This window comes from Parvularcula mediterranea (assembly GCF_013085255.1).
Lineage (GTDB): Bacteria > Pseudomonadota > Alphaproteobacteria > Caulobacterales > Parvularculaceae > Parvularcula > Parvularcula mediterranea.
Genome location: NZ_JABFCX010000002.1, coordinates 750,686 through 768,540 on the forward strand (window position 1 = coordinate 750,686; position 17,855 = coordinate 768,540).

Genomic DNA, 17,855 nt, shown 5'->3' on the forward strand with positions numbered 1-17,855 from the left:
CCGTTAGGACGGGATGTATTTCGGAAGGATCGGCGTCAGCGTCTCAACGCGCATGTTCTGAAGGCGCGTCTCGGCTTCCTCGATGGTCTCGTCAGGCGCGATCGGGGTCATCATCCGGATCATCGCACCGTCCGAGCGGCGCTTGGTCGCAACGTCCCAGATCAGCACGATCTTCATCCAGATCTCATCGGCGAAGGTCCGGCCGCGCTGGTCATACCAGTAATAGACGAGGTAGCGAGTTTCGCCCTGGCTCATGATGATCCGGTTGTAGGCGTGGCCCAGAACGTTCTGGGGTCCCTCGGCGATGATCTCCTGAACGTCGAAGGTCCAGCCGCCACCGGGCAGACACTGGCGCGGCGAGTGCCAGGAACGGCCGTCACGCTGCGCTTCGAGATAGGCGATGTAGAGGTTGTAAACCTCGCGGTCCTCGGGATCGACGAGGTTCATGACGATATAGTCGTCAGCGCCCAGCGCCTCTTCCGTCGCAACGTCGAGGGCAGTCTCGCGCACCTGCCAGCCTTCAAACTCCAGCGGCAGCTGGGCGAAGGTCTCGCGGTCAGGCGCGATGAGCTCGTCCTCAGTGGTGTGAAGCAGCACGGCGAAGACAGCGACCGCAGCCGTCGTTGCACCTGCCACGAGCATGAAACGCTCCCGCGTCCATGCAGCGGCAGGTCGGATCGCTTCGGCGTGGGGCAGGCCCAGCGTAGCGAGGACGTTCTTCTTGCCGCTGAAACGGGCCAGTGTGACGAGCACGACGAGCAGCAACGCAATACACATCAGGAAGACGACCCAGCCTTCGAAGAAGTGCAGGAAACCTTCGGTGTGCGAGGGGCCATAACGGTCCGACAGGATGCCGGTCATGGCGATCCGGAAGCTGTTCATGACGATCGTGATCGGGATCGTCGACAGGAGCACCAGCGCCCGCTGCCACAGCGGCCCGCGGTAGAAATAGGCTGCCAGCGCACCAAGGCTGAGGAACGGGAAGAGATAGCGCAGGCCCGAACAGGCCTCGACCACTTGAAGGGTGATGTTGCCAAGCTCGATGACATTGCCGCGCAGGAGCACGGGTACGTCAAAGAAGCGGATCATCGCGACGCCAAGCTCCGACGACCAGAGCTGGAACTGCCAGCTGGTGACCGTGATGATCCAAAAGGGCGGCGGGATCATGAAGATGAGATAGGCGAGCGGGAAGAACGTCTGACGGAAGAGCGACTGGCCGCCGATCAGAAGCGCGAGGCCAAAGGCCGAGATGATGATGCCGAGGTGCTCGATCAGGAAGATGTGCGTCGTCTGGTAGCCAGCAACGGTCAGCACGCCAAAAGCAAGCACTGCAGCGCCAATCCAGCTCGGCGCGCCGATGGAAGCCTTCAGGGCCTCGCGGCGGTCCCACAGCATCCATGCCGTGATGGCCGGGATGAAGTAGGAGTGGCTGAGCTCCTCACGACGGCCCCACCGGTCCCACAGGTTCGCGAACCCTTCATGGAAAAGAAAGGCGACGACAACGACGAGCGCCGCCAAAACACCATAGAGGGGCCAGTCCTTAGAACTGGGCTTCGGGATCTGAAACGTCGTCGCGCTCACGGCGTTGCCTCGATTGTTCTGTTCTGGACCAAGCCTTACGGCCTAGTCCTTGTTTTCTGCCTAAGAGATAGGAGCCTCCGGGGCAATGATTGCAGGCTGCTGCAACCACCATTCCACGCGCTCATTCGAAGAAACGATAGCCGGCCACTAGCGTTCCCCAAGTGATGCAACTGAACCACGAATCCACCACCGCAACGCACCTTTGCACCGCGACTTCGAAAGCTCTGGAATTCGCCCGCATCATCCGTTAGCTCGCCGGGAGTTTTCCGCGAAGAAGCTTCTCCGATCATGACCGAACTCCGCACGATCAAAGTCAACGGCCGCGAAATCGACGTCGATCCGCGCCTCACGCTCCTCCAGGCCTGTGAAGAGGCTGGCGAGGAAATCCCCCGTTTTTGCTACCATGAGCGCCTCTCGGTCGCCGGCAACTGCCGGATGTGCCTGATCGAGGTGAAGGGCGGACCGCCCAAGCCCGTGGCCTCCTGCGCCCAGAACGTGCGCGATCTGCGACCAGGCCCCGACGGTGCGCCGCCGGAGCTCTTCACCAACACGCCGATGGTCAAGAAGGCCCGCGAAGGGGTGATGGAGTTCCTCCTCATCAACCACCCGCTCGACTGCCCGATTTGCGACCAGGGCGGTGAATGCGACCTGCAGGACCAGGCCGTGGCCTATGGCCGCGATGGCTCGCGCTTTGAGGAGAACAAGCGCGCGGTCGAAGAGAAATACATGGGCCCGCTGATCAAGACGATCATGACCCGCTGCATCCAGTGCACCCGCTGCGTCCGCTTCGCGACGGAAGTGGCCGGCGTCGATGATCTGGGTCTCGTCAACAGAGGCGAGAATGCTGAGATCACCACCTATCTCGAGAAGGCGGTCGATTCAGAGCTGACCGGTAACCTGATCGACATCTGCCCGGTCGGTGCCCTCACCTCGAAGCCCTATGCCTTCAACGCCCGTCCGTGGGAGCTGAAGAAGACCGAGACCATCGACGTGATGGACGCGGTTGGCTCGAACATCCGCGTCGACGTGCGTGGCCGTCAGGTCATGCGCATCCTCCCCCGCGTCCATTATGACGTGAACGAGGAGTGGCTGGCCGACAAATCCCGCTTCATCTGGGACGGCCTCGCCAAGCGCCGTCTCGACCGCCCTTATATCCGCGAAGCAGGCAAGCTGCGCGCGGCCAGCTGGGAAGAAGCCTTTGGCGTCATCGCTGCGCGCCTTGAAAGTGCGCAGGCTGACAAAGTCGCCGCCATCGCAGGCGACCTCGTCTCTGCAGAAGCCGTCAAAGCGCTCAAGGACCTGATGGCTGCCATCGGCACACCGCACACGGACTGCCGCCAGGACGGTGGTTCCTACGGTCAGCTTCCGAACGGCGAACGCGCCCCGCGCTCGAGCTATACCCTCGCAGGCGGCATCGCCTCGATCGACGAGGCCGACGCCATCCTCTTCATCGGCACGAACCCGCGCATCGAAGCGCCGCTGGTCAATGCCCGTGTGCGGAAGAACTGGCTCGCCAAGATGGACCTCCATGTCGGCGTGATCGGCGAGAACCGCGACCTCTCCTACGAGACGGTCCATCTCGGCGCGAGCAGCGACGCCCTCAAGAACCGCGACCACGCCTTCTTCGAGACCCTCAAGGAGGCCGAGCGTCCGCTGATCATCCTCGGCGCAGGCGCCCTCACCCGCGGCGACGGTGATGCGGTGATGGCAGAAGCCCTGAAGCTCGCAGAGGAAGTCGGAGCCCTCGGCACTGACTGGCGCGGTTTCGGCGTCCTCCACAACGCAGCAGGCCGCGTCGGCGCCCTCGACCTTGGCTTCCTGCCGGGCGAGAACGGCAAGAGCTTTAACGACATCCTCGCAGGCGCCAAGGCTGGCGAGATCGAGATCGTCTACAATCTCGGTTGCGACGAGGCCGACCTTTCCGGTCTCCAAGATGCCTTCGTCATTTATCAGGGCCACCACGGCGATGCCGGCGCGAAGGTTGCGGACGTCATCCTTCCGGGTGCCGCCTATACCGAGCAGCCTGGCCTCTACGCCAACACTGAAGGCCGTGTGCAGATCGCCAACCGCGTCTACTTCCCCTTCGGCGAAGCCAAAGACGACTGGGCCATCCTCCGCGCCCTGTCCGAGCGTCTCGGCAAGACCCTGCCCTATGACGACCTCTTCGCGCTCCGTCAGGCGATGATCGACGATGCGCCGAGCTTTGGCTCCATCGACACGATTGACGCTGGCGAAGCGCCTTCCGCCTCGGCTTTTGCCGCTGAAGGCAGCCTCGATGCAGTACCCTTCGGTGCGGTCTTCGACAGCTACTACCTGACGAACCCCGTCGCCCGCGCGTCGGACATCATGCAGGAATGCGCCGAAGGCAAAAAGCCGACCCAGCCGATGCTGGCGGCCGAGTAAGAGATCAGCTTGCGGAGGACGGGACGGCCCTGTCGCCCTCGTCCTCCGAAGCCTCTTCCTCCCTAGCGACGATGCGACGGACGAACGCCCTGATCTCGTCCTTGCGCCGCTTGATCACCGACAGGCCGAACAGCCCCCCGCCGATCCAGAAGCAGGCTTCCGCGAAAATCGCGAGCAACGCGGTCGCGATTATGACTTTCTGCCCGTCCCACGACTGAACCGAAGCGGTCACCCCGAGCCCAACGGCGCCCAGAACCGCCGCGCCGGACATGCCGAGTAGTGCCAGACCCATCGCCTTGACGGTGAACATAGTCATCTCCCTGCCTGCTGGATGGAATCCTCACCGCTCACGAAAACGTGGTCAAGGGAACTTTGAAAGTTCCATGACGCACCCTGCCTTTTCGCGCGCTCTTTCCAGAGTATTCATGCTAGGAACCATGCCATGACTGACAGTTTCCGCCTCGAACGCGACGGCCATGTCGCGACGCTCACCCTCTCCCGCCCTGAAAAACGCAACGCCATGGATGCGGCTTTTTGGGAAGACTTCCCCGACGCTGTGGACGCCCTTTCCGAAGAAGGCTCCTGCCGCGCCCTCGTGATCGCTTCTGAGGGGCCGCATTTCAGCTCAGGCATTGATCTCGGCATGTTCCAGAACGTGCAGGACGATGAGCTGGGCGCCGCCAAGGGCATGGACAGCTACCGCTTTATCAAGCGGATGCAGCGCACCTTCACCTCGCTGGAGCAGGCCCGGATGCCCGTCATTGCAGCCGTCCAAGGCGGCTGCATCGGCGCGGGCGTTGATCTCGTCACCGCCTGCTGCATCAGGTTCTGTACGGAGGACACCTACTTCTCCGTCTACGAAGCGGTCATGGGCCTGACCGCAGATGTCGGCACCTTCCCGCGCATCCTGAACCTGCTACCCGAAGGTATCGTTCGTGAGCTGAGCTATACGGGCCGCAAGATGATGGCTGATGAGGCCTTGCGCCTCGGCTTCGTCAATCGCGTCCTCCCGGACCATGACGCCGTGAACCAGGCGGCGCAGGAGCTGGCTGCAGAGATCGCCACCCGCGCACCAATGGCCGTTCACGGAACGAAGGAGATCATCACCTACTCCCGCGACCACACAACAGACGAAGCGCTGGACCGCATCGCCCTCTGGAACGGATCAAACCTTCAGCCTTCTGAACTTATGGCGGCCATGGTCGCCAAGCAGACAGGCCAGCCCGGCCAGTTTGCAAACCTGCCTCCCCGCCGAAAGGTCGACGGGAGGGACTGACGAAAGGAGTACTCCCCATGCGTCTCATTCTAGCGGGCTTCAGCCTCGCGGCCCTCACAGGATGCGCCTCGACAGGTGCGTCCACCGACCTCACCGACGCTCTCTCCGAGATCACCGGCCAGAACGGCAGGGCTTGCGTTGATCAGCGGGACATTCAGGGCTTCGGCCTCGTCTCGAACCGTACACTGTCGATCAACACACGGACGAGCAGCTACTACCTTGCCACGACGCAGCTTGCCTGCGACCCGCTCGGTGTCGACGTTCGCGGCGCCTTCGGCGGCCGGTTCAGCGAGACCTGCGGCGGTAGGGGTGACCGGTTCAACACCGCCAGCGGCTCCTGTCAGATCAAGGCCATCTACCGCTTCGACAGCCGCGAAGCCGCTTTCGCAGCTGCCGATGAAGCGAAAGCCCTCGCCGCAAGAGTTGAGGACTAAGCCCGCTCCGCCGCAGCGATCTTGCGGCGCGCAGCCTTGATGACGGGAAGCTCGATCATCTTCCCGTCGAGAAGCGCAACGCCGCCCTTCGCGGCCTCGAAGGCTTCGACTATGCGCTTCGCCCGCGCCAGTTCCTCCGCCGTCGGAGCAAGGGCTTCGTGGATCGGCCCAAGCTGCGCCGGATGGATCGCAGACCTTGCATGGATGCCAAGGCTCTGCGCCTTCTTCGTCGCAGCCTTGAGGCCCTCAGGATCCTTCACATCGAGGTAGGGCACATCGAAGAGCACCTTGCGCGCAGCTCCAAACGCCGCGGCGCACCGGGACCTGCCGTAAAGATGCGCTTCCCATGACAGGTCACATCCGATCTCACCGGCGAGGTCGATAGCGCCATAAATCGCTCCGCATACGGCAGGGTGGTCGGCGATGGCTTCAGCCAGCCCGAGCGACCGCGCCGTCTCCATCACCACGATGATCCGGTCCTGACCATAGGCATCGCGCAGCTGGTCAATCTCGATGAGCGCCATAGGCTTAGGCATCATCACGAAGTCGACGCCCTCCGCGCTCTTTAGCGCGGCGAGGTCCGCCTCGTAAGGCTCCGTATCCGCACCATTGACCCGAAGGCCCAGCGGCGCAGGACGCTCCTCCGGACCGGCCAGCCATTCAAGCGTCGCGGCCCGCGCCTCGTCCTTGCCGTCGGGGGCCACGGCGTCCTCAAGGTCGATGCAGACGAGGTCCGCGCCTGCCGCAGCCGCCTTGGCAAAGCGGTCAGGCCGCGTGCCGGGCACGAAGAGCAGGCTGCGCCAGAGGGCAGGATCGAAAGCGGCCATGGGGAACTCCCTTGTCGTTTTCGCTCCCTCTAGCGCCGGGCCCGCAGCTTGTCAGCTTTTGCCGAGCACCGCGTCGATGTCGGCAGCGGAATGACGCTCCTTCAGCTGGGTGGCCTCGTCACCAAAGCCCTTGTTGACGATCACGCCGCGCTTCACCGGCTTACGCGCATTCAGCTGCTTCGCCCACCGGCCAAGATGCTCATACTCATGGACCTGAAGGAACTCCGCCGCGCTGTAGAGCCGCCCGAGCACCATGCCGCCATACCAGGGCCAGACAGCCATATCCGCGATAGTGTACTCGTCACCCGCCAGAAACTCATTATGCTGAAGATTCTTGTCCAGTACATCAAGCTGGCGCTTCGTCTCCATCGCATAGCGGTTGATCGCGTACTCGAACTTCTTCGGCGCGTAAGCATAGAAGTGCCCGAAGCCCCCGCCGAGGAACGGCGCAGAGCCCATCTGCCACATCAGCCAGTTGAAGGTCTCGGTCCGCGCCTTATGCTCCGTAGGCAGAAAGGCGCCGAACTTCTCAGCCAAGTAGATCAGAATTGAGCCCGACTCAAAAACCCGTGTCCCCGGCTCCGTCGAGCGGTCGAGAAGAGCGGGGATCTTCGAGTTCGGGTTGATCTCGACGAACCCTGAGCCGAACTGCTCGCCCTCGCCAATATTGATCAGCCACGCGTCATATTCCGCGTCGTGCCCTGCTGCGAGGAGCTCCTCCAGCATCACCGTTACCTTCACGCCATTGGGCGTCGCGAGGGAGTGAAGCTGCAGAGGATGCTTGCCGACCGGAAGGTCTTTTTCGTGGGTCGAGCCTGAGATCGGGCGGTTGATGCTCGCAAAACGCCCGCCAGACTCCGAGTCCCAGGTCCAGACTTTCGGCGGTGTATACTCTTGATCGGCCACGGGATGCTCCCTTGTCGCTGGCTTTGGCAGGCTACTTAGGGAGGAACGGCAGAAAGATCAGCCGCACAACACAGCTTTGCAGCTGTAACCGTCAACCTCTCCGCTCGGCCGCCAAGGGCGCAAGCGCGCCCCGGCCGGTCAGGCCGCCACATCGGAGGGCCCTCAGCCCGTGAGATGCACCCGCGCTCAAATAGCGAAGCGATAGCGCAAACGAAAAACTGGAGCGGGTAGCGGGAATCGAACCCGCGCGTTCAGCTTGGGAAGCTGACAGGCTACCATTACATCATACCCGCGAAGGTCCTCCGGTTTGCGCGCCGGGATCGCCCAAGTCAACGAGGAACGCCATGACCGACCCCAAGCTCTATTCGACCAGCGCCGCCCGCAACAAGGGGGTCATCGCCGAGGCGTTCACAAGGCTTCTTCCGTCTGCGGAGAGCGTCCTCGAAGTGGGTTCAGGCACGGGAGAGCATGCCGAGGCAATCCTCGCCGAGAACCCATCCCTCCGCTGGCAAGCTTCGGATCCCAAGCCCGAAGAACGCGCATCCATCAGTGCAAGGATGTCTGCGCTTGGCCAGCCCGAGGCCCTGCCGATCGACACACGCGAAGACGGCTGGTGGCAGGTCGTTCCTGAGAAAGTGGATACCATCGTCGCGATCAACATGATCCACATCACCTCGATCGCAGGCTATGAGAACCTGTTCCGGGGCGCGGCGGCTCTTCTTCCCGAGGGTGGCCACCTCTTCCTCTACGGCCCCTTCTCCCGGCGCGGCGCGATGGAAGAGTCGAACCAGCGCTTCCACCAGTCCCTGCGTGAGCGTGATCCTGAATGGGGCGTGCGCGACCTCGACGATACGCTCCAGCCGCTCGCTGCACGCTTCGCGCTAGGCCTTCAGCACGCAGAGCGTGTCCCCGCCAACAACCATGTCGTCCTGTTCAGGCAGGAGGGACGTTGAGGAAGCTCATCTCGGTGTCGCCGAAGGCACGGGTCTCCTCGAGCATCCGACCTTCAGGAGTCTCGAAGGTCTCGCCCCTAGCATGCTCCGCCACGATCAGCGCACCCGGCGCCATCCATCCGCCTTCGGAGAGAACCGCTAGGGCCTTGTCGATCAGTCCCTTGTTATAGGGCGGGTCCATCAGGCAGAGGTCAAACGGTGCCCCGACGCCAGCAGGCTTCGCGCCCAGCGCATCGGCGGGCCGCCTGTGGATCCGCGTCCGCCCGAAAAGCTGCAGCGCCTCGACATTGTCCCTGATCGCTCCGCGTGCGGAAGCATCGGTGTCGACGAAGAGGCAGAAGCTCGCCCCGCGCGAGATGGCCTCGAACCCGAGCGCCCCTGATCCCGCGAAGAGATCCAGAACCCGCGCGCCTTCCAGCTCCAGCCCCTCACGATGGGCGAGGATATTGAAGAGCGACTCCCGCGTCCTGTCTGTCGTGGGTCGCGTGTTCTGGCCTGAGGGAGCAATGATCTTCCGTCCCCTGAATTCACCGCCAACAATCCGCATTAGAGAACCCCCGCGCCGAGGATCGAACCCTCGGTCTTGACCATCGCTTCCCGCTCCTCAGCCGACGTTCCTTCCGGCGGGGACAGGAGCTCCGCGAGGCTTCCCTCCCTGTTCCGTTTGAGGAGCTCCTTCACGAACGCCTGCACCTGCGCCTTGTCCTTCACCTCGCCATCGGGGGCGGAAGAGAGGATGAGGCTCGGATAGATCTCAGCAAAGACGAGCGATGGCGCGCGCGGAAGGTCCTCCGCGAAATCCGTCTCGAACGGCCAGACCTTGGCCCCGAGTCTCCTCCGCATACGCTCAAGATGAGCGATCCCGAGGATCGTCTGGCTGCCCACCGCGCCATTATAGGCAAGCTGGAACACAGACTTGGCCGAGGGCACCCGCTCCTCCACCAGCCTGCGGGGATCAGCATCACCCGGCCTTTTGGCAGGCACGTTCGGATAGCGATCCTTATGCTGATGGGGCTTCCCCCAAAAGAGCGCCTCGCCCGCTCGGCGGTTCATCCGCCCGGCCACGTCAAAACGGTTCGAGCGGTTGTCCTCGTGATCCTCGACCTCAGAGGCGAGATAGGCCCAAAGCCCCTCCCAGCCTTCCGCCCCGCAAACCCGTGCCGACTGCGCCTCTGGGTAGCCAAAGGCAAAATCGAACCCCGCCAGCACCCGGTGCCCCCGCTCAAGACCTTTGCGGAACAGGTCTTCGAGAAAAGCCACCGCTTCCATCCGTGTGGGAATATTCTCGCAGAGCGTCGCATGCCCTGCTTCTTCGCGCCACCCGGCAGCGACCCAGATCGAGTCCTTGCCCTTCGCCCGTGCATTGGCCGCCGACCAGTCGACTGCCACCACGCAGTCGAAAAGGCTCACAGCCCGATCTCCTCGCTGATCTTCTTACCAAGCTGTTCGCGAAGTATCTTGCCGGGGACTTCCTCGACCCGGCCTTCCTTCATCCCGCCGAGCTGGAAAGGTCCGTAGGCGGTGCGAATGAGGCGGTTCACCGTCAGGCCGAGATGGCGCATGACGTTCCTGACCTCGCGGTTCTTCCCTTCCGTGATCGACAGGGTAATCCAGCAGTTCCCGCCCTGTTGCTTGTCGAGCTTGGCCTGCATCGGCCCGTAGGCGACGCCTTCGACCTCGACGCCCTCCGCTAGCTGATCAAGTCGGTTTTGCGAAATCCGTCCGTAGGCGCGCACGCGATAACGGCGCTTCCAACCCGTGCTTGGCAGCTCCAGCACCCGGGACAGCCCGCCATCGTTCGTGAGCAGAAGAAGCCCTTCGGTCGTCAGGTCCAGCCGCCCGACCGACAGCACCCGCGGCAGCTCAGGCGGCAGGCTGTCGAAAACCGTCGGCCGTCCTTGGGGGTCCTTATGGGTCGTCACCAGCCCCGCAGGCTTGTGATAGCGCCAGAGCCTCGTCGCACCTGCTTCACCCACCCGGCTACCATCGAATCGGATGTCTTCGGTGCCCAGAACCTTGGTTGCCGGGCTCGTGATGGTTTCTCCATCAATTGTAATGCGGCCTTCGGTTATCAGGCGCTCAGCCTCTCTGCGCGAGGCAATTCCTGCCCTTGCGAGAACTTTTGCGATCCGCTCGCCGTTAGAACTTGTATCACTCATGGCTTAGGGGGCCGCCTTCTCGGGAATTTGACCGTGCGTCTTGTCACGGCGTTGATATAGAAGCGTGGAAGGATGGAACTCTATACGCCTTCGAACGGAGAATTCGAATGAAGAAACTTATCCTCGGCGCAGCCGTCATCGCGCTCGCAGCTTGCACCACCGACCCCTACACTGGTGAGCAGCAGGCGTCCAAGACCGCGCGTAACGCTGTGATCGGATCGGTCGCAGGTGCTGTTGTCGGCGCTGTTGTCGCCAACAACACGGGCGGCGGCGATGCCAGGAAAGGCGCCATCATCGGCGCAACGGCAGGCGGCCTCACCGGCGGCGCCATCGGCATCTACCAGGACCGCCAGGAAGCACGCCTCCGCGAAGAGCTTCGCGCCACGGGCGTGCGGGTTCAGCGCGATGGCGACCGCATCTCGCTGATCATGCCGGGCAACATCACCTTCGCCACCGACCAGTCGGCCATCCGCTCGGACTTCTTCGCGACCCTCAATTCGGTCGCCAAGGTCATCGCCGAGTTCGACGAGACCGTCGTCCTCGTTCAGGGCCACACGGACTCCACAGGTTCGGACGCCTATAACGACCAGCTCTCGGTCGAGCGCGCCGTGGCTGTCGGCAACTATCTCGCAAGCCAGGGCGTTGCTGTGGCACGCATCGACGCCACCGGCTTTGGTGAGCGTGAGCCAATTGCCTCGAACGACACGGCAGAAGGCCGCGCCCAGAACCGCCGGGTCGAAATCGACCTCGTGGTGCCCGGCGCTTAAGCCTCAACACATCTGAAACGAGAAAAGCCCGCGGCTTCGCCTGCGGGCTTTTTTAGTGCGCCGACTTTCTTCTGAAAGCGGATGGAACGCACCGGTTCTCCGGCAGCCCCAGCCCCGTCGGGCCGGTTGGTTCTCGCATGTGAGGAGCCTAGCTCAATTCGGTGAATCGAGAATTAAGGATAAACTGAAGCGACTTTCACTGCCCTTCAACACCTCTGATTTACCATAGCAAATCGGAAGAGGGAGTCGCGAGAGCTTCAGTATCATGGGTTCGCTCCTCGTCAATGCGTCGGCGAAAGCTGCCTTGCGTACACTGAGCACTGTACGCAGGGAGAGCGATGACGTGCGCGCAGAGCTCAACACCGGCCTCAAGATCCGCGGCGCGAAGGACAATGCTGCCTTCTTCCTGGTAGCAGCTGAAACCCGCAGCGACGTCGTCATCACCAAGGGCGTCCGCGACAATCTCGTCGCGGTGGACAGTGCACTGACCGTTGCCTTCACCGGCATCAGCAATATCCGCAAGAGCCTCGACAATATCCGGGACGCAATCGTCGCAGGCGAGACCGCTGGCTATGACAATGGCCTCGACAAGGTTATCCGTGGACAGATCGAAACGGTACGCGATGTCATCCGCGCGACCTCGTCAGCAGATCAGAACTTCCTCGCGGAAGGAGGCGACCAGACCATCATCACCAATGTCCGGGACGAGGTCGGCAAGGGCTTCAAGGTCGACACGCTCACCGTTCGCAGTCTCGAGCTCGACCGCCGGGATGCCAGCCTGACCGAAGGCCTGGAGATCGTCCCAGCCCAACAGACGTTCGACCTGAGGAGCGGCGGCTCCGTCGTCAGGTTCGGCGGTCGCTACAAGGTGACCTCCCTCACCAACGCCAACGTCGCAAGGACAGGTGCAGCGTTCAACGCTTATCGCCTGGGCCCTGCAACCACAGACCCGGCACCAAGGATCGTCCATCCCACGGGCAGCGAGAAGCAATGGCTCCTGTCTGACTTCTCCGATGATTTCAGGACCCGTCGCGGCTCCGGCAACTCGGTCTTCGGCGGCGCAGGCAATGACCGCCTCGTTTCAGGGACCAACGACTCGGTCCTTGTTGGCGGCGATGGGGACGATCTGATCGTAGGCGGACGAACGGGCGATCGCATCTGGGGCGATGCCGGGAACGACTTCCTCCGCGTGACCCGCAACGGCAGCAGCGCTGTCGGCGGTGAAGGCAACGACACCCTGCGCGGCGGGAACGGCGGAGAGATCTTCTTCGGCGGCCTCGGGAATGACAACATCGCGTCGGGCCGCGGCAACGACATCATTATCGGCGGTGCAGGCGATGACGTCATCAATGGCGGCAATGGCGCTGACCTGATCTACGAGGGCGACAATTCAGGCTCCGACCTCATTCGCCTTGCAGGTGGTGGCGGGACCGTCTTCTACGAAAGCTCTGCCAGTCAGTATACGATCAATGTCATCAACGGGAACCGTTTCCTCGTCACCGACAACCGGACCGGCGACGTGGACGATATCAGGAACGGCACCCCTGCCGATCTCGTCTTCGACGTCGCGCCACCTGACCAGCCGGACTACCCGGTCACCGCCGATTTCTTCGAGTCCCTCACCATTGATTACTCGGCCCTCACAGATCCTGTGAGCGGCGAAGCCGTCCGCCAGAGCCTCAGCTTCATGGCCCTTGTCGATTTCCTCGACCCTGACACCTCCGGCTACTCCATGGCGGGCGCGCTGCAGGTCCTCGATACGGCCCTCCAGAAGCTCAACTTCGGAGAAAGCCAGCTTGGCAGCTACCAGACCTCGATCCGGCGCCAGATGGAGGTCTCCGACGGCCTGACCGACCGTCTCGAAGAGGGGGTCGCTGCGCTCGTCGAAGCCGATCTCGCCGAAACATCCGCGCGGCTGGCCGCCGTCCAGGCGAGAGAAGAGATTGCCCTTCAGGGTCTTGGCATCTCAGGCCAGCGCCCGAGCCTCCTTCTCAGCCTCTTCCGGTAGGCTGTCCCAGATCGGGACGTGTGTCATCATGGTACGGAATTTCTGTACCGTGATTGCGTCGCAAATTGACTCTTTCTCTACGAACCTGCCCTAGACGTAAATCCAATGGGTGCCGGAAGAAGCATTGAAGGGGTTCAAGGGTCGTGACGTCGCTGCTGACCAATCCATCGGCGAAAACCGCGCTCAGGACGCTCCGCGTGGTGCAGGCAGCGGGCGACCGCGTGCGCACCGAAATCTCCACGGGCCTCAAGGTCCAGGGCGCCAATGACAACCCCGCCTTCTTCATGGTCTCCAGCCGCACCCGCGGCGACATCGCCGTCATCAACGGCTTCCGCGACAATCTCGTGGTCTCGCAGGGCGCCATCAAGGCGGCCGAGGCAGGTCTCAACCAACTCAACGACCTCCTCCTCCAGATCACCGACATGATCCCGGTCAGCCAGAACGGCATCGCCGTCGAGGAGCTGGAGACGGTCTATGACGACCTCCTCGACCAGATGCGCCAGACGATCGAGGCATCGGGCTTTCAGGGTACGAACCTCCTCAAGCAGGCAGGATCGACCACCAGCGTCATCGGTCTCAACCGCACAGGCTCGGAGTTCGATTTCCAGACCCTGTCGATGGAAGGCGGCGACTTCCTGAGGAAGAGCTTCGACGGCCTGGTCGAGAGCGGCAACAACTTCGTCTTCGACGCCGCGTCGAGCGCCTTCAGCTACACGAGCGCTCAGGGTACCGACACGAGCAACACGGTCGACCGTGAGAACTCTTGGGAGATCATCACCGATCCCCTCGACCCTCTCGCCGGGTGGGTCCGGTGGGACCAGGACACTGTCGGCAACGACATCTACTTCACCCAGGCTCAGGTCGACGCGAACTCGCCGCGCATGGATTTCCGCGTGCAAGTGGTCAATCCGGGCCGCTACTACGTCAACGTCCAGGGCTTCGGCACCAATGGCACGTCAGACTCGATCCACCTCGGCATTGACGGTGTGAAGTTCACGGACAATGGCGGCGTCGACCTGCCCTCGAACAACCCCACTGCATGGGGTGGCCGATCGACTTACGGCGGCGACGTCTTCGTCGATATCGCAGCGCCAGGGATCTACACGATCAACATCTGGGGTCGCGAAGACGGTGCGGCTATCAAGACCGTTGAGTTCACGGACGATCCCGCGAACAGGCCCAACGGCTACACACCGGCCCTGACCCCCATCGGCGGGTCGGACCTTCCCTACTTCACCCACCCGCTCGACGGCGAGGAGCGGCGCGCAGCGGCTGGTCTCATGGAGCTGGTGGAGGCGGTGAACCCCGAGGCCATGCGCCTCAATCCTGACCAGGCGATGCTGGTGATCGACTCAGCCCGCGCGAAAATCGCCCGCTACCAGGCTCAGGTCGGCGCCTATGACGCCACCCTCACCCGCCAGACGAGCTATCTCGCCAATCTCGAGGACGGCCTGACCGGTTCGGTCGCCGCCCTCGTGGAAGCGGATCTCGAAGAGGCCTCGAGCCGCCTCCAGGCGCTTCAGGTGCAGGAGCAGCTGGCCGTTCAGGGCTTGACCGTTGCCAATGGCCGCGGCTCGGTAATCCTCAGCCTCTTCCGCTAGCCTCAGGCTTTCACGCCGTAGGCGGTCTTTCCGATTTCAGCCATGCCCGCCCGCTCCATCAGCGCAAGCTGGGTCTGTTTCGAGACTTCGTTGATTGCTGCCTGAGGTTTTGGACCCGGATGGACAGGAGTCCTGAGCGGCCTCTGCCCCGCGGGCATACGGATGATTTCAGCAACAGCACGCGGGATATCCATGGGATCAGTGTTGCGCGGTGCAGCGCCTGCCTGCCTGACCCACGCCAGCATCTCGCCATAAGCTTTCTGCTGGTCGCCGGGGACGCGGTTAAGAAGACTTTCTGTCCTCGCGTCGGAGTTCTCCCAGATCTTCGTGGGATAGCCGCCGGGTTCGATGATGTTCACGTCAATGCCGAAAGGTGCAACCTCATAGGCCATGCCCTCGCTCATCGCTTCCAGTGCGAACTTGGTCGGCGAATATTGTCCGTAGGCAGGCACAATGACCCGGCCAAGCTGTGAGCTGATCTGGACGATCAGACCACTGCGCTTTTCACGCATGGCAGGCAGCAACGCCCGCGCGAGGCGGTGAGGGCCATAGACGTTCGTCTGGAACATATGCTCCGTGGCCTTCATGTCCTGCATCTCGACAGGACCGGCATAGGAAATGCCGGCATTGTTCACGAGCACCTCGATGTGCCCTCCCGCAGCCTTCAGCGCCTTCTTCGTCGCCTTGGCTACCTGACGATCGGACGTCACGTCGATTTCAAGAACGGTCAGGTCGACCCCCTTGTCCGAAGCAAAGTCCTTGAGCTCCTCCGCTTCGGGACGCGGCACATTGCGCATGGTGGCGAAGACCTTCGCGCCTTCTTCCGCGAAATGCTCCGCCATCAGACGACCAAAGCCTGACGAGCATCCGGTGATGAGGATAGAGCGGCCTTCAAGGCTCCGCACCGGGTCCTGAGCCGCGGCGCTGCCCGTCTGCGTTGCAGCGGCGGCGCTTACCGCGGCGGCACCGGCAAGCATCTGGCGTCGGTTGATAGGGCTGGTCATGGGCGTTTCTCCAAAGCTCTCTCGTTTGAGAAGAACCTAGCCCGTCACCGCCGTCACGACGACTGAAGACCGCAGCCGTGCCCCGATTATGGTTTACGAGTATTATTGGTTAATGCGCATTATCATTACTTGTCTCTTGATATATTGATGTCGTCTTTTTTCGGCCAAATTTGCATAAGATACGTTCTTTTAACGATTTCAACTGATATTTGATCATCGAACACTTCACCCCTTCGGGAGCAGGGTCATGGTTGGTATCAACTCGAACTACTCGGCAAAGTCGGCGCTGTTTCAGCTGCGCGCTCAGGGCCAGGCAGAGGCCAAGTCACGCTTCGGCGGGCCGCTTCTCAATTCGCTCGGCAAAGGCCGCGGCAACTCCGCAGCCTTCTTCAGCGTCACTGGCGCCCAGAAAAGCGAGAGCGCCATCGTCCGCACCCTTGGCGAGAGCCTCGGCAAAGCCAGGAACACCGTGGCTGCGGCCCAGACCGGCGTCAGCAAGGTCGGCGAAGTCCTCGGCAAGGTCGACACGCTCATCGCAGCTGTCGAAGCCGGCGCGCCGGGATCGGCCTTCAAAGGCGCCTTCGATGGCCTCCAGCGTGAAGCTGATCTCGCCGTTGCGCGTTCAGGCTTTAGCGGCACGAACCTCCTCAAAGAGGGCGAAGTCCTGACCGTCACCGTCGGCCTCAAGGCTGGCAGCGACTATGACTTCCGCCAGCTGAACTTCGAAGCCGTGGGCCTCTCCCCCACCGACGCGGCGAAGGAAGTGACCACCGTCACCAAAACCGTCACCGAAACCGTCGAGACACCGATCACCCGCGAGCAGAAGCTCACCGAGCGCCTCGAAAAGCTCGGTCAGCGCATCGAACGCTTCGAAGCGCGTGAAACTCGCCTCGAATCCCGTCTCGACAAGCTCACGACCCGGGAAGAGAAGCTCACCAATCGTCTCGAGCGCTTCGAGAAGGTCGAGCAGCGCCTCAACAACAAGCTCGAAAAGGTCGGCGCACGTCCAACCGACGCACGTGATGCCTTCCGCCTCGAGACCGCGAAACGCTACGCAGCCTTCGCCGACCGTCTTGAGGAGCGTGGCTCCACCCGCATCGCAGCGTTCGTCGATGCCGTCGCCAACCGCGTCGCGGAAAGCGCTGGCCTGACGGTTTCCCTCGACAAGCTCGCGAAGATCGAGAAGCGCCTTGAGCGCACCGAAACCCGGATCGAAAAAACGAACGCCAAGATCAACAAGACTGCCGAGCGGCAGACGTTCATCAGTGATCGCCTGACGAAAGTCTCCGAGAAAAAAGCAGCGATCAGCGAGAAGATCGACGACATCTCCGAGCGCCTTGATCACTTGAGCCCGGACAAGCTCAACGAAGTCGTCGGTACAGTGACGGAAACTGTCGAACGGACGGTGACTGAGGTGGTCAAGAAGGACGAGAATGTCGGCTTCGAGAACCTGATCGGCGGCATCGCTGAGAAGCTCGCGGCTGGCGACACCGAAGGCGCCAAGGCCCTCGCCGCTGAAGCCAAGGCCCGCGTCGAGCGTGTCGATGAGCAGCTCGGCCGCATCAAGAACTCCCTTGGCCGCCAGTCGAGCTTCTTCGGCGCCGTCGCTGACCGCATCGACAGCCAGATCAAGGTCAAGGTCGAGGACAAGCTAGGCGAGGACGACGCCGCACGCCGCGCCGCCGCCATCCTCAGTGGCCTTGCCAAAACCGAAGGCCTCCTCGGCGGCGACGCCCGCCCGGGCATCCTTGCTCTCTTCGAGACCGGCGGCAGCGCCCCAGGCGAGAACGCCGGCTTTGGCGAGAAGGATGCCGAAGACGACAAGCCGTCCTTCTACGCACCCGCCGACCAAGAGACCGAAGACGCAGACTGATCAACCCCGAGAGATTTCAGGCTCTCCCTTCCGGCCGATCCTCACCTTCCCTCATGGGCCGGA

15 protein-coding genes, 1 tRNA gene and 1 pseudogene are annotated in these 17,855 nt (G+C 62.5%); 8 read left to right on the forward strand and 9 right to left on the reverse strand.

All coding sequences use genetic code 11. The annotated features are described in order from the left end of the window. Positions 1-3: 3 nt before the first annotated feature. On the reverse strand, positions 4-1,581 hold the full coding sequence (xrtD, locus tag HK107_RS04245) for a VPLPA-CTERM-specific exosortase XrtD (RefSeq protein WP_173197053.1): 1,578 nt from the start codon (positions 1,579-1,581) through the stop codon (positions 4-6). A 288-nt stretch (positions 1,582-1,869) separates the two neighbouring features. On the opposite strand from xrtD, the gene nuoG reads away from it, so the two are divergent. After that, entirely contained in the window at positions 1,870-3,984 is a 2,115-nt protein-coding gene (gene nuoG, locus HK107_RS04250; RefSeq protein WP_173197054.1) for an NADH-quinone oxidoreductase subunit NuoG, read from the forward strand. 4 nt (positions 3,985-3,988) lie between these two features. Here nuoG and HK107_RS04255 read toward each other — a convergent pair whose 3' ends face one another. Further along, positions 3,989-4,294, reverse strand: a complete 306-nt coding sequence (locus tag HK107_RS04255) for a hypothetical protein (RefSeq protein WP_173197055.1) — start codon at positions 4,292-4,294, stop codon at positions 3,989-3,991. A gap of 132 nt (positions 4,295-4,426) precedes the next feature. Here HK107_RS04255 and HK107_RS04260 point away from each other — a divergent pair, with 132 nt between their 5' ends. Then, positions 4,427-5,260, forward strand: coding sequence for an enoyl-CoA hydratase-related protein (locus tag HK107_RS04260; RefSeq protein ID WP_173197056.1), 834 nt, complete (start codon positions 4,427-4,429; stop codon positions 5,258-5,260). 17 nt (positions 5,261-5,277) lie between these two features. Then, positions 5,278-5,694 carry a DUF6491 family protein gene (locus HK107_RS04265; protein WP_173197058.1) on the forward strand — a complete coding sequence of 139 codons (417 nt, stop codon included), beginning with the start codon at positions 5,278-5,280 and terminating at the stop codon, positions 5,692-5,694. Here HK107_RS04265 and HK107_RS04270 read toward each other — a convergent pair. The 3 genes from HK107_RS04270 to HK107_RS04280 form a co-directional block, all read right to left on the reverse strand. Beyond that, complete coding sequence (locus HK107_RS04270; protein ID WP_173197060.1) at positions 5,691-6,521, reverse strand: HpcH/HpaI aldolase/citrate lyase family protein; 831 nt, start codon at positions 6,519-6,521, stop codon at positions 5,691-5,693. The genes HK107_RS04265 and HK107_RS04270 overlap by 4 nt on opposite strands. 51 nt (positions 6,522-6,572) lie before the next feature. Beyond that, positions 6,573-7,427 carry a glutathione-dependent disulfide-bond oxidoreductase gene (gene yghU, locus HK107_RS04275; RefSeq protein WP_173197063.1) on the reverse strand — a complete coding sequence of 285 codons (855 nt, stop codon included), beginning with the start codon at positions 7,425-7,427 and terminating at the stop codon, positions 6,573-6,575. A 219-nt stretch (positions 7,428-7,646) separates the two neighbouring features. Continuing rightward, positions 7,647-7,720: transfer RNA gene (locus HK107_RS04280), tRNA-Gly, on the reverse strand. Between the two features lie 51 nt (positions 7,721-7,771). On the opposite strand from HK107_RS04280, the gene HK107_RS04285 reads away from it, so the two are divergent. Further along, a complete protein-coding gene (locus HK107_RS04285) occupies positions 7,772-8,380 on the forward strand; it encodes a DUF938 domain-containing protein (RefSeq protein ID WP_173197065.1) in 609 nt (202 codons plus the stop codon). Here HK107_RS04285 and rsmD read toward each other — a convergent pair. The 3 genes and pseudogenes from rsmD to HK107_RS04300 form a co-directional block, all read right to left on the reverse strand. Next, on the reverse strand, positions 8,361-8,927 hold the full coding sequence (gene rsmD, locus HK107_RS04290) for a 16S rRNA (guanine(966)-N(2))-methyltransferase RsmD (protein ID WP_173197067.1): 567 nt from the start codon (positions 8,925-8,927) through the stop codon (positions 8,361-8,363). The two genes, HK107_RS04285 and rsmD, sit on opposite strands and share 20 nt — an antisense overlap. Continuing rightward, positions 8,927-9,790: a hypothetical protein gene (locus tag HK107_RS04295; RefSeq protein ID WP_173197069.1), complete on the reverse strand. Its 864-nt coding sequence runs from the start codon at positions 9,788-9,790 to the stop codon at positions 8,927-8,929. The genes rsmD and HK107_RS04295 overlap by 1 nt, the downstream gene beginning before the upstream one ends. A gap of 2 nt (positions 9,791-9,792) precedes the next feature. Further along, positions 9,793-10,515 (reverse strand): annotated as a pseudogene (locus HK107_RS04300) (pseudouridine synthase); the annotation flags it as partial. A 131-nt stretch (positions 10,516-10,646) separates the two neighbouring features. On the opposite strand from HK107_RS04300, the gene HK107_RS04305 reads away from it, so the two are divergent. The 3 genes from HK107_RS04305 to HK107_RS04315 all read left to right on the forward strand — a co-directional run bounded on the left by HK107_RS04305 (position 10,647) and on the right by HK107_RS04315 (position 14,915). Next, positions 10,647-11,306, forward strand: a complete 660-nt coding sequence (locus tag HK107_RS04305; protein WP_173197073.1) for an OmpA family protein — start codon at positions 10,647-10,649, stop codon at positions 11,304-11,306. Between the two features lie 265 nt (positions 11,307-11,571). Beyond that, complete coding sequence (locus tag HK107_RS04310) at positions 11,572-13,314, forward strand: flagellin N-terminal helical domain-containing protein (RefSeq protein WP_173197075.1); 1,743 nt, start codon at positions 11,572-11,574, stop codon at positions 13,312-13,314. 143 nt (positions 13,315-13,457) lie between these two features. After that, the gene (locus HK107_RS04315) at positions 13,458-14,915 is read left to right on the forward strand and encodes a flagellin N-terminal helical domain-containing protein (protein ID WP_173197076.1); all 1,458 of its coding nucleotides are present in this window, start codon (positions 13,458-13,460) and stop codon (positions 14,913-14,915) included. 2 nt (positions 14,916-14,917) lie between these two features. Here HK107_RS04315 and HK107_RS04320 read toward each other — a convergent pair whose 3' ends face one another. Continuing rightward, a complete protein-coding gene (locus tag HK107_RS04320; RefSeq protein ID WP_173197077.1) occupies positions 14,918-15,919 on the reverse strand; it encodes an SDR family oxidoreductase in 1,002 nt (333 codons plus the stop codon). Positions 15,920-16,166: 247 nt separating this feature from the next. On the opposite strand from HK107_RS04320, the gene HK107_RS04325 reads away from it, so the two are divergent. Continuing rightward, a complete protein-coding gene (locus tag HK107_RS04325; RefSeq protein ID WP_173197079.1) occupies positions 16,167-17,792 on the forward strand; it encodes a hypothetical protein in 1,626 nt (541 codons plus the stop codon). Positions 17,793-17,855: the final 63 nt, after the last annotated feature.